We start from the raw sequence: 11,792 nt of genomic DNA, 5'->3' as shown, positions 1-11,792 counted from the left end.
ATCGTCCCTTTCGTGGTCCAAACTATCATAGTCTCTGGGCCACTCAGCGGGGGGCAGATCATGCTTTGGGTGTCAAATTCATGATCAGCATATATAACGAATAATAGACCAGTCGTCTATATGGCTATGGCGTCACCACCTACGCGGGCTCATCGGCATAGCCAATGGGAGGCATACATGAGCAACGTCGGGCGGCTCGCCGACAATATCGGCAACTTCAGCGCTGGCCGGCGCGGAGCGCCCCTGCGTGGCGCAGCGATGCTTCAAGGCATCGTGGTCTGCGGGATATGCGGACACCGCATGGGTCTTCACTCACTCTGCCCATAAGAAGACCCCCGTCTATCACTGCATCGATAGCGAGCAGAGCGGGCACTGCCAGAATGTGCGCAAACCAGGTTGATGCAGAGGTCGAGCGGCTGTTGATCGAAGCTCTGCAACCCGATCGCATCGACCTTGCGCTTGCGGCTCATGAACAGATGAACGGCGAAAACCGGCTCCTGGAACGTCAATGGGCGCTGAATCGGGAGAAGGCGCATTACGAAGCGGAGCGTGCACGCCGACAATATGATGCCGTGGAGTCGGAAAAGCGGCTCGTCGCACGTTCGCTGGAAACGTTGTGGGAAGAGAAAATACGCGAAGCCGACGCGTCGAACAGGATTACGCGCGGTGGCATGTCGAGCAGGTTAACGCCCTGGCCGCCGCCGCGCGAACGCGTATCCTGACCATTGCCGACCCTGTTGCCCGCGTTCTCGAAGCGGGCTGGCATCGACGAACGCAAAGAGATGATGCGGCTCGTGATCGACAGCGTGACGGTCGACAAGAGCCGTGCGCAAGGCCGTATCTGGTTCGCGATCCTGTGGCAGACCGGCGCGCGAACAGAGCATGTGATCATCCGCAATACCGCCAACTATGACGATCTGGCTCACTTCGCACGCATCGAGGAGATGGTGCGAACGCTCAATGCTGTGGGATCACTCGACCGTCAGATCGCGGACGCCCTGACAGCCGAGGGCATCATGAGAAGATCGGCGCTCTGATCTATGCCAACCTCTTCGACAACGAGGGCGAAGACACCTTCTCGCTGATCTGGTCCCGCCCCAACGGCAGGCGCGCCGACTAAGACCCCACGCAAGACCCCGCCACAAGGTCGGGGCCTTGGTCCGTCATGCCTTCACTGTCCGGAGCCGCAGCGAATTGCCGATGACGCTGACGGACGACAGCGCCATCGCGGCAGCAGCGATGATCGGCGACAGCAGCAGCCCAAACGTGGGATAGAGCGCACCGGCCGCAATCGGTACGCCTGCCGCATTGTAGATGAACGCGAAGGCGAGGTTCTGGCGGATGTTGGCCATCGTCGCCTGCGACAGGCGTCGCGCGCGGACAATGCCGGTGAGATCGCCCTTGAGCAGCGTCACGCCCGCACTTTCGATCGCAACGTCGGTCCCCGATCCCATGGCGATACCAACATCGGCGGCGGCAAGCGCCGGCGCGTCATTTACGCCGTCACCCGCCATCGCCACCACCTTGCCCTGCGCCTTCAGGCGCTCGACGACCGCGGCTTTCTGGTCCGGCAGCACATCGGCCTCGACCTCATCGATGCCGAGCTTTCTCGCAACGGCTTCGGCTGTGGTGCGATTGTCACCGGTCAGCATGACGATGCGGATGCCTTCCGCATGCAGGGCCTTCAGTGCCTCAGGCGTGGTCGCCTTGATCGTGTCGGCGATGGCGAAGATGCCGCCGATGGCTTTATCGATGCCGATATAGATGGCGGTTGCGCCGTCGCGGCGTAGCTCATCGGCCTGTGCCGCGAGCGGCGCTGTATCAACCCCATGTTCGGCGAGGAAGGTGGTGCTGCCGAGCACCACATGCCGGCCCTCGACACGACCGATCGCCCCCTTGCCGGTCGGCGAGTCGAAGTCGGCGACATCGGGGATGGTGATCTTTCGCTCGTCGGCAGCCGCCACGATCGCCCGCGCAAGCGGATGCTCGGACGCCTTCTCCACGCCGGCTGCAAGCCGCAGGATGGTCTCCTCGACAAATCGCGGGGCCACGACGATCCGGGTAACGGCCGGTTTGCCTTCGGTAAGCGTCCCGGTTTTGTCGACCACCAGAGTATCGATCTTCTCCATCCGCTCGAGCGCCTCCGCGTTCTTGATCAGAACGCCGGCGGCCGCCCCCTTGCCGATACCCACCATGATCGACATCGGCGTCGCGAGCCCGAGCGCGCAGGGGCAGGCAATGATCAGCACGGAAACGGCCGCGATCAGGCCATGCGCCAGCCGCGGCTCCGGCCCCCATACACCCCAGGCCGCGAAGGCGAGCAGCGCGACGGCGATGACGACCGGCACGAACCAGCCCGACACCTGATCAGCCATGCGCTGGATCGGCGCGCGCGAGCGCTGGGCATCCGCGACCATCTGGACGATGCGGGCGAGCATGGTGTCGCGCCCGACTTTTTCAGCCCGGATGACGAGCGCGCCGGTCTGGTTCAGCGTACCTCCTACGACCGCTTCGCCGACTACACGCGTCACCGGCATGGATTCTCCGGTCACCATCGATTCATCGATCGATGAGCGACCCTGCTCGACCACGCCGTCAACCGGCACGGTTTCACCGGGCCGGACCCTGAGCCGATCACCGATGACGACGGCTTCGACAGGAATATCCTCTTCAGCATTGTTCCGCCCGATCCGCCGGGCGGTTTTCGGCGCGAGATTGAGAAGCGCGCGGATTGCGCCGGAGGTCTGCTCCCGGGCGCGCAGTTCCATGACCTGACCGAGCAGCACCAGCACGGTGATCACGGCCGCGGCCTCATAGTAGACCGCGACCGTGCCATCGGCGCCTCGGAAAGCCTGCGGGTAGAGCTGCGGCGCGAATGTCGCGACGATGCTGTAGCCCCAGGCGACCCCGGTGCCCATCGCGATCAGCGTGAACATGTTGAGGCTGCGGTTGACGATCGACGCCCAGCCACGTTCGAAGAACGGCCATCCGGCCCACAGGACCACCGGCGTCGCCAGCGCGAACTGGATCCAGATCGAGATGCGCATCGGCACCAAATGGTGCAGCGCCGGGATCAGGTGACCGCCCATCTCCAGCAGGAACACGGGCAAGGCGAGCACGAGGCCGATCCAGAAGCGTCGGGTCATATCGGCGAGTTCGGGGCTTGGTCCGGCATCCGCCGCCGCGATCAGCGGCTCCAGCGCCATGCCGCAGATCGGGCAACTACCCGGCGCATCCCGGCGGATTTCCGGATGCATCGGGCATGTCCAGATCGTCCCTTCCGTTGCGGTTGCCGTTACTGCCGCAACGTGGTGATGCTCATGGGTATCAGGTCCATGCGTGTGGCTATGGTGGGAATGATCGCCATGGGCGGCAGCACCCTCATGGTGATGTGCAGCATGCGCTGCCAGTGCCGCATAATGCACGGGGTCGGCGTCGAACTTCGCCTTGCAGCCGGCCGAGCAGAAGACGTAGCGCTCGCCTTCATACTCAGCATTGTGAGCGGTCCTGGCGGGATCGACCACCATGCCGCAGACCGGATCATGGTCGACGTGACCGGACGGCGTTTCGCCGTCCGGCTCATGATGGTGATGATGGCCGTGCGCCCCAGTCACCTCGGCGGCGCGTTCGCTCTTCTGATCGTCGTCGGCCATTCATCACCTTTCACACGCCGCGCGTGCCTTCCGGTCTTTGTTCACTCCTCGATCAGATGGAACTCTTCGAGCAGCTTGGCGATCTCGGTGCCTTCGAGCTTCTTCATCAGCAGCTTGCGCAGGAAGGCCGGCCCGGGAAGATCGATGCCCTTGCCGTCCCGCAGCGGACCGATCGCAGCAAGAAGTGTACGGATATCATAGGTCGAGTTGAAGACCTCGGGCACGCCGCGCTCGACATTCATCAGCGTGTAGACGGCCTCCATCGGGGTTCTCACCGAATATTCCGTGGTGAAGATGCAGTCCCGCTGCTTCGACTCCGCGAACTGGCCGATGAAGGCGAAGTTGACCGCGCCCTCCGGCACCACGTCCGGCCGGTCACCCGCTTGGCGCGGCATGAAGAAGGCGGTAATATAGGGCATCATCGTGGGAACGGTGCTGGCGCCGGATGCCGCGAGTTCGGGAATGTCCTCGACCGGCACGCCGAGGTGATAGAGCCATTCCTGGGTGATCTCCTCACCGGTGCATTCCTGCATCGGCTTCTTCACGAAGTCGCCGGGGCAATCGACAAAGAGCGCGTAGAACCAGGCGATCATCTGATCTTTGGGCTGCTTCTTGAAATGCGGCTGGCGATGAACCGTCCAGCTCAGCAGCCACGCCGAGTCCTTCACCGTGACGATACCGGCGGAGACGATCTTGCCGGTAAAGGGGTTCCGCTTCGTGATCTTCTCGACATAGGCCGGAATGCGGGCGTCGAGGGCAGTGATCGACGCGGAGGCCCATTTCGTCTCCGGGATATGGGCGCCGAATACGTCCGGGCGGCCGAAGGCCGGATCCTTCGCCGCGATCCGCCGCCACAGGTCCCAGGCCGGCGCCGGTCCTTCGTTGAGCTTCGCCGGTGTCCTGTGGTCGCCATTGTCGGAATTCTCGGTCAGCGAGCCGATGGTGATGAAGACGAGATCGTCGGGCCCGAGATCAATGCCGCCTTCGACGCCGCGCTCCTTCCAGTGGATGCGCGTCGCCTGCTTGGAGCCGGGCTGGATGTCGAAATCGACATCGGTGACCTCGACGCCGTAGCGGAATTTAACCCCGTGATCGGTCAGCCACTTCACCAGCGGCAGGACCATCGATTCATACTGGTTGTAGCGATTGAACTTGAGCGAGGAAAAGTCGGCGAGACTGCCGATGTGATGGATGAAGCGGTGCAGGTAGAGCTTCATCTCCAGCGCGGAATGCCATTCCTCGAAGGCGAACATGGTGCGCCAGTAGAGCCAGAAATTGCTCTTGAGGAAGTCCTCGCCGAAGACCTCGTTGATGCGCTTGTTCTCCATCTCCTCCCGCGTCGCAAGGAAGACCGAGAGGAGATCCTTCTGCGCCTTGTCGTTGAGCGTTAGCAGCGCCTTGTCGGGCACGTCCTGACCCTGGTTCTGCGTCGTTCGCTGCAGCGAAAAGTTGGGATCGTCCTTGTTGAGCCGGTAGAACTCGTCGAGCACGCTGGCATCCTCGATCTCCAGCGAGGGGATCGAGCGATAGAGGTCCCACAGGCACTCGAAATGCTCCTCCATCTCGCGGCCGCCGCGAATGACGAAGCCCTTTTCGGGCACGTCCAGACCATCGAGCGCGCCGCCGGGGATTTCCAGCTCTTCCAATATGGTGATGCGGTCGCCGGAAACGCCGCCGTCGCGGATCAGGAAGGCCGCGCCGGCAAGCCCCGCCAGCCCCGAACCGACAAACCAGGCCGTCTTCTTGTCGGCGCCCTCGGGCTTGCGGGGACGCACGAAGGCTTCATAGTTTCCGCTGCTATAGTGCATGGCGAACTCCTGTTCTTCTTGTTGGGATCAGTCTGCGGAGGGCTTGTAGCTGTAGAAGCCTTCGCCCGAGGCGATGCCGAGCCTGCCCTTGTCGATGTAGTTTTCCTTCAGCCAGGCGGCGAGCGACTGAGCATGCTCGTCGCCATGCGAGAGGATGTTGTAGGGGGTGTTCAATCCGATGATGTCGTAGATCTGGAACGGCCCCATCGGCGCGCCGGTGGCGATCCGCCAGACCTTGTCGACATCTTCCGGCTCGGCATAGCCGCCGGCCGCCAGATCGGCGGCCGCGTTCAGGAGCGGCACCAAAAGCGAATTGAGGACGTAACCCGCTTTCTCCTTGCGCACCGGGATCGGCACCATGCCGATGGCGGAGGCGAAGGCGATCAGGGCATCGAACACGGCCGGATCGGTGTCGTCCGTGCCCATCACCTCGGCGGTGTTGAACTTCCAGATGCTGTTGGCGAAGTGCAGCGCCAGAAACCGGTCCGGTCGGCCGGTGTAAGCCTTCAGGCCGCTCGGCAGCAGGGTCGAGCTATTGGTGGCGAAGATCGTCCTGTCCGGCGCGAGCCCCGCCAGTTTCTCGTAGAGCGCCTGCTTGATCGAAAGAACCTCCGGAACCGCCTCGATCACGAGGTCCGCGTCCGCGACGGCCGCGCCGAGATCGCTCAGCAGAGCGATCCGCTTGAGCGCCCCGGCCGCCTTGCCGCCAGCCGCGCCCGACACCTCGTTCGTGTAGGTTTCGACGAGCGCCGCCAGCCGTGCGCGCGCCTGTTCGAGAGCTTCCTCGCTGATGTCGTAGGCGACAACATCGAAGCCGCTATAGGCCGTCTGGAAGGCGATCTGGCTCCCGAGGACTCCCGTGCCGAGAACCGCCACTTTCCTGATATCGCTCATCCAATTTCCTTCTGCGCGGTATCGTCACTTAGAAACGGAGCCGCCACCTCCACCGGGACGCGGGCCAGCTTGCCGGTTTCCCGATCGACCAGGGCCCATTGGGTCAGCGAGGCGACGATCGTCCGGCCGTCTTCGGCATGGAATTCGACACATCGTGCATAGCGGGCACCCCGCGGCGCTCGGACGACCCAGGTGATCGCACTGACCTCGTCTCCCGCCCGGACATTGCCGCGATAGTCGACCTCATGGCGCAGCACGACCGCGACGAACCGGTCGCGATCCTGCGGCCGCGCGGCCGTCAGCCAATGCGCCACCGACACATCCTGAATCCAGGTCACCCAGACCGCATTGTTGACATGGCCGAGTTCGTCGATGTCGGCGTCCCGGGCGCGGAAGCGGATATGGAAGCGCCGATGCTCATCCACCTCGCCGACGAGCGGGTGTCCGTGCTCATCGCAGCCGATGCGTCGACGATCTGACACGATCCCGCTCACGAATACGCCTGCTCCTCATGCGACGAACCCAGTCCTGCCATGGCGCGGAAGAAGCCGACGAGCATCTCGTCGCGCGGCATGGCGCCTTCGACATCGCCCTGCACCGCCAGTCCCATCCAGACCGCGTAAAGACCGATACCGGTCTGCATCGGCGGCAAGGCCGGACGAAGTGCGAAGCGTTGCGTCAGATCGGCGACGAGCTCACCGAACATCCGATAGCAGGCCGCCTTGCCCTCCCGGTGCCGCTCGGCGAAAGCCGGATCGCGCCGGGCATGGAGCTGCAATTCGATCGAGAGCAGTGACCATTGTGCCTCGTCGGCCAACTTCGCGAGCCGCGCGGCCAGCACCTGCAGCGTCGCCTCGATATCGTCGCCGGAGCAGTGCGCGACCAGGTCGCGAAGCAGTGTGACCTCGTCCTGGATATGGCTTTGCAGGATCTCGACCAGCAGATCATCCTTGCTGGCGAAGTTCGAGTAGAAGGCGCCCTGCGAATGCCCTGCGGCGCTGCAGATGTTGCGAATCGACATGGCAGAGACCCCCTCCTCGATAATCGAGGAATGCGCGGCCGCGATCAGCCGGTCCCGCGTCTGGCGCTGCGTGTCCTTGCGCGTAAGCGGCATGGGTTCGTTCTCCAACCAACGGGCGAGACGTGCGAAACCTTTTCGGAGGTTCCGCGTTCTCAGTGAGACCAGATATCAACTGATATCCGAAATCAACGGCGATTTCGACCCGAAATCGTTCCTGGGCAACGAAATCTCAGTGTGAAGGAGCGCTCTTGGCTCAAACCTACATTGGCTATTCTCCGGACGTGGAGGTTCTCGGCAAGGACGAGGAGCGGCTGACCGCCGAGATCCTTGAGATCATGGCGAATACCAACCGCAAGGCGTTCGAACGCCACCGCCATGCGGTGCGCGACGCCCATGCCAAGAGCCACGGGTTCCTCAAGGGCGAACTCGTCGTGCCGGAACTGCCGGAGCATCTGCGTCAGGGGCTTTTCGCTCGCCCGGCCACCTATTCCATGGTGATCCGCCTCTCATCAGCGCCGGGCGACATTCACTCCGACACGATTCCCGCCCCGCGCGGCATGGCGATCAAGGTGATCGGCGTCGAAGGCGAGCGGCTTCTCCCCGAAGACCAGGGCCAAAACCAGGATTTCCTGCTCGTCAACATCCCGACCTTGAGCTTCGGCACGATCGGTAAATATCGCCAGCTCATCAGCCTTCTGGAGAAGAATGCCCAGAACCCGGTCTTTCTCCAGCGAGCGATGGCTGGGGTGGCGCGCGGCGTGGAAGCTGCGGTCGAAGCGGTCGGCGTCGAGCCCGGCGCCACGCTGCGCGGTCTCGCGCGCGACAACGACCATCTGCTTGGCGAGACCTATCACTCGATGGCGGCGATCCGTTTTGGCGATTACATCGCCAAGATCAGCGCCGCGCCGCTTTCCGACAATGTCCGCGCGCTCACCGGCAAGGACGTCGGCACGGTGGAGGATGCCACCATGCGCGATCTGGTTGTCGAGCATTTCCGCGACCAAGGTGCTGAGTATCAACTGCGCGCCCAACTTTGCGCTGATCTCGACAAGATGCCTGTCGAGGACGCGGCGGTGCTCTGGCCCGAAGAGCTGTCGCCACACCAGCCGATCGCCACGCTGCGCATCCCGCCGCAGGACGCCTATTCGCCGGCGCGGCGGGTCTATGGCGATGACGTGCTGTCGTTCAATCCCTGGCACGGTATCCGCGATCATCAGCCGCTCGGATCGATCATGCGGGTGCGCATCGCCGCCTATGAGCGATCCACCCGCTACCGCCATGAGATGAACGCCCAGCCTCGTGTCGAGCCGACAAACATCGACGCCATCCCGGACTGACGCACCGATCGTCACACGCAATCACGAAAGGAGGCCAGCCATGGCCGAAACCGAAGACACCCCGCAGATCGACGAAACCCGCCTTCAAGCCATCCGGCGGCGGATCGAGGAAGTGGCCGGCGACGCGCCGCAGCTCGCCAAGCTCGCCCTTGAGCAGATGGTGACGAAGCACAATCCCGACCTCAAGGGCACGGCGGGCTCGGCTGGCCGTGTCGGCGCCCAGTCCGGCAATGTCTCCGAGCTCACAGCCATCGCAAACTTGAAGCCAGGCGGCGCGGACCGGCTGAAACGCATCTTCGGGCTGGTGAACGGCAATTTCGATGGCGCGCAGAAGGTCGGCACGCTCCACAATATGCGGTTCGTGTTCTTCGACAACGACACACGCATCCTGTTCGCCACCGCCTATGACGGCGACTGGGACACCTATATCAACGACTTCGCCACCAAGATCCCCGACCTGATGGACCTGCTTTTCGCTTCGGTCGAAGGTTGGCCTGGCATCGCAAGCCCCAAGGTCAAGGATTTCATCGCCGAGCATCAGATCACCGCTGCCGGCTGGTTCGTCGCCAACCCGCAGGTGACCGTCGTCGACGTGCGCCGCCTTCAGCGGATGGAGCATGCGGTCAACGAATTCCTGGACAAGGTGGGCTGAGCCATGGCGATCCTTCAGAAACTGAAAGAGCGCTTCCGGCGCGACAGCGTTACGCTCGATCTGCACGACATTCAGGCGCTGATCCTGCGAAGCCGGCCCGAGCCTTATGTCGGTATCCACGCCATGCTCCATTTCGACGAGGCGGAGGGCGCGCGCGATCTTCTCGGCCGGCTCGCGCCCCATATCGCATCTGCCGACAACTGGAGCGAGGATCTTGATTTCTGGATCGGGGCCGCACTCAGCTTCGAGGGGCTGAAGGCGCTCGGCGTTCCCGAAGCGCAGCTCAAGACATTCCCGCTCCCCTTCCAGCAGGGCATGGCCGCACGCGCGGAGCAGCTTCGCGACTTCGGGCCCAACGCGCCTGAAAACTGGGAAGAGGTGTTCAAGCCCGGCAACTGCCATCTCGCGCTGACTATCTACGCCGTGGATGATGCTGCGCTCGATAAGGCGCTGGCGACGGCGCGCACCGAACTCGACCGGAGCAGCGGCGTGACCCTGCTCGGCGAGCATCGTTTCGGCGCGCCGGATGGCGCGAAAAACCCGTTCGGTTTCCGGGATTCGATCTCCCAGCCCGCCGTCGAGGGTAGCGGCGTCGATCCGCTGCCGGGCGAGGAGCGCCCGATCAAGGCGGGCGAGTTCATTCTTGGATATGAAAGCGAGAACGGCCAACCGCTTGGCATGCCCGAGCCCGCCGGGCTGGGCAAGAACGGCACCTTCGTCGTTATGCGCAAGTACAACAGCCGGGTCGGCTGTTTTAACGCCTTCCTCAAGGCGCATGGCGAGACGCCGGAGGAACGCGAGCTATTAGCCGCCAAGATGTTCGGTCGCTGGCGTTCCGGCGCGCCCTTGACGCTGTCGCCCGATCACGACGATCCCGACCTCGGCGCCGACCCGCAGCGCAACAACGACTTCAGCTTCAAGGATGACCCCAAAGGTCGCGTTGTGCCGCTTGGCTGCCATATGCGCCGGCTCAATCCCCGCGACTCCGAGTTGACGCTGCTCACCGACGTCAACATCCACAGGATCATCCGTCGTTCCTCGACCTTCGGGCCGGTCTATTCCGAGGATGTCACGCCGCAGGACGATAAGAAAGGCGATCGCGGCCTGTTCTTCATCTTCATCAGCGCGCGTGCCTATGACACGATCGAGTTCATGCAGCAGGAATGGATCAATCGCGGGAATTTCGTCGACCTTGGCGAAGAGCGCGATCCAATCGTCGGCCTGCATGAGGAGGACGGTCGGTTCACCATCCCGCAGGCGCCCGCGCGCAAGCGCATCGACGGTGTGCAGACTTTCAATGTCATGAAGGGAGGCGAATATCTGTTCATGCCAAGCCTATCGGCGCTTAAGTGGTTGGCAGAACGACGCTAAAGCTATTCACCTGATTGTCGGTTGAGATTTGAAGTGTGCAGAGTGACCCGGAAAGTGCGGGGCTGTGCGGAAGGTTAAGTGAGTGGGAGTTGAGTTTCGGCAAGGCTGGGGATGGTTGGTCCTTGTGGCGCTTACGATTTCGACGACCGGCGATGAAATCACGTTGCTGACGTTGATGTTCCGCACTGCCGAGAACGCATCCGGCTATGCGGTGCCGACGCTGCTGACCGCGGAGCTGCTACCCGGTCTGATCGCCGCACCCTGGGCGGGCCGCTTGATCGACCGCCGGGAGGCGGCCCGCATTCTGGTCATGGTGTCAGTTCTGCAAGCGGGCGTGATAGCATTTATCGCCTATTATCCCATGTTCACGCTCGCCGGGGCCGCGCTGTTGAGCGTGCTGTTCACGATCAGCAGCGCCGCAACATTCGCGTTGATTCCAGTGCTGGCGAGCGGCTTGGAATGACCTCGCACTCGCCAATTCCCTTATGGAAATGGTTCGCAGCCTTGGAATGCTCGCTGGTCCAGTCGCTGGGGGCGTACTGGTGGGATGGATCGGATCGCGCAATGCGCTTTTAGCCGATGCCGCCAGTTTTGCCCTTTTGGCCCTCGTCGTGATGGCGAGCAGGCTTCGCCGCAAGCCACAACGGGACGATCAGGAGGAAGAGACCCTGTTCGCGGACTACCTGCCGCTGCTCCGCAATCGACGGTTGATGGTGGTTACGGGTGCGCTCAGCCTCGAAGTGTTTGCGACCGCCATAGCCGACGTTGCTTTCGTGTTTCTCGTGATGGTGACGCTGGGAGCGGGCCGACCGCGTTTGGAATGCTGACGGCACTATGGGCGGTTGGGATGTTGATCGGCGCTGGGCTGGCCGAAAGGGTTATTGGCCATAGGGTCGGACTGGCGGCGTTCGGCACGGCCGCTGTCATGGGCGCGACCATGCTGTGGATCGGCCTTGCGCCGATCGGGCTGGCAATCGTTGCCGTCGCCTTCATCCTAGGCTCAGGACTCACTGATCAGAGCCAAAAGATGACGGTGGCAGCGAGGGCGATGGCCGA

Annotated in this window: 12 protein-coding genes and 2 pseudogenes; 9 read left to right on the top strand and 5 right to left on the bottom strand. The window is 63.0% G+C overall.

Going from position 1 to position 11,792, the window contains the following annotated elements:
- Positions 1-380: 380 nt before the first annotated feature.
- The 3 genes and pseudogenes from NTCA1_RS26970 to NTCA1_RS29105 form a co-directional block, all read left to right on the top strand.
- Positions 381-722 (top strand): hypothetical protein, encoded by a 342-nt coding sequence (locus tag NTCA1_RS26970; protein WP_017503234.1) that lies wholly within the window; start codon positions 381-383, stop codon positions 720-722.
- Between the two features lie 3 nt (positions 723-725).
- Positions 726-1,037 carry a hypothetical protein gene (locus tag NTCA1_RS26965; RefSeq protein ID WP_099232143.1) on the top strand — a complete coding sequence of 104 codons (312 nt, stop codon included), beginning with the start codon at positions 726-728 and terminating at the stop codon, positions 1,035-1,037.
- Positions 1,031-1,120 (top strand): annotated as a pseudogene (locus tag NTCA1_RS29105) (DUF736 domain-containing protein); the annotation flags it as partial. The gene NTCA1_RS26965 and the pseudogene NTCA1_RS29105, both read left to right, overlap by 7 nt.
- A 43-nt stretch (positions 1,121-1,163) precedes the next feature.
- On the opposite strand, the gene NTCA1_RS26955 reads toward NTCA1_RS29105, so the two are convergent.
- From NTCA1_RS26955 to NTCA1_RS26935, 5 genes are all read right to left on the bottom strand, one after another.
- On the bottom strand, positions 1,164-3,653 hold the full coding sequence (locus NTCA1_RS26955) for a heavy metal translocating P-type ATPase (protein ID WP_017503236.1): 2,490 nt from the start codon (positions 3,651-3,653) through the stop codon (positions 1,164-1,166).
- Between the two features lie 41 nt (positions 3,654-3,694).
- Positions 3,695-5,461 (bottom strand): oleate hydratase, encoded by a 1,767-nt coding sequence (locus NTCA1_RS26950; protein ID WP_017503237.1) that lies wholly within the window; start codon positions 5,459-5,461, stop codon positions 3,695-3,697.
- 27 nt (positions 5,462-5,488) lie between these two features.
- Positions 5,489-6,355, bottom strand: coding sequence for a 3-hydroxyacyl-CoA dehydrogenase (locus NTCA1_RS26945; RefSeq protein ID WP_017503238.1), 867 nt, complete (start codon positions 6,353-6,355; stop codon positions 5,489-5,491).
- Complete coding sequence (locus NTCA1_RS26940) at positions 6,352-6,780, bottom strand: thioesterase family protein (RefSeq protein WP_017503239.1); 429 nt, start codon at positions 6,778-6,780, stop codon at positions 6,352-6,354. The genes NTCA1_RS26945 and NTCA1_RS26940 overlap by 4 nt, the downstream gene beginning before the upstream one ends.
- A gap of 65 nt (positions 6,781-6,845) precedes the next feature.
- Positions 6,846-7,469 carry a TetR/AcrR family transcriptional regulator gene (locus NTCA1_RS26935; RefSeq protein WP_017503240.1) on the bottom strand — a complete coding sequence of 208 codons (624 nt, stop codon included), beginning with the start codon at positions 7,467-7,469 and terminating at the stop codon, positions 6,846-6,848.
- Positions 7,470-7,624: 155 nt separating this feature from the next.
- Between NTCA1_RS26935 and NTCA1_RS26930 the strand changes: the two genes are divergently transcribed.
- The 6 genes and pseudogenes from NTCA1_RS26930 to NTCA1_RS28875 all read left to right on the top strand — a co-directional run.
- On the top strand, positions 7,625-8,713 hold the full coding sequence (locus NTCA1_RS26930; protein ID WP_026109628.1) for a catalase family protein: 1,089 nt from the start codon (positions 7,625-7,627) through the stop codon (positions 8,711-8,713).
- A 40-nt stretch (positions 8,714-8,753) separates the two neighbouring features.
- Positions 8,754-9,365 (top strand): hypothetical protein, encoded by a 612-nt coding sequence (locus tag NTCA1_RS26925; RefSeq protein ID WP_017503242.1) that lies wholly within the window; start codon positions 8,754-8,756, stop codon positions 9,363-9,365.
- A 3-nt stretch (positions 9,366-9,368) separates the two neighbouring features.
- Positions 9,369-10,736, top strand: a complete 1,368-nt coding sequence (locus NTCA1_RS26920; RefSeq protein ID WP_017503243.1) for a Dyp-type peroxidase — start codon at positions 9,369-9,371, stop codon at positions 10,734-10,736.
- A 124-nt stretch (positions 10,737-10,860) separates the two neighbouring features.
- The gene (locus NTCA1_RS28885; protein ID WP_017503244.1) at positions 10,861-11,199 is read left to right on the top strand and encodes a hypothetical protein; all 339 of its coding nucleotides are present in this window, start codon (positions 10,861-10,863) and stop codon (positions 11,197-11,199) included.
- Positions 11,200-11,221: 22 nt separating this feature from the next.
- Positions 11,222-11,563, top strand: coding sequence for an MFS transporter (locus NTCA1_RS28880; RefSeq protein ID WP_017503245.1), 342 nt, complete (start codon positions 11,222-11,224; stop codon positions 11,561-11,563).
- A 20-nt stretch (positions 11,564-11,583) separates the two neighbouring features.
- Positions 11,584-11,792: pseudogene (locus tag NTCA1_RS28875) on the top strand (hypothetical protein); the annotation flags it as partial.

It is taken from the genome of Novosphingobium sp. TCA1 (assembly GCF_009811895.1).
Classification (GTDB): domain Bacteria; phylum Pseudomonadota; class Alphaproteobacteria; order Sphingomonadales; family Sphingomonadaceae; genus Novosphingobium; species Novosphingobium panipatense_A.
Note: the sequence above shows the minus strand (reverse complement) of the source record. Positions and strands in the feature narration are given on the sequence as shown.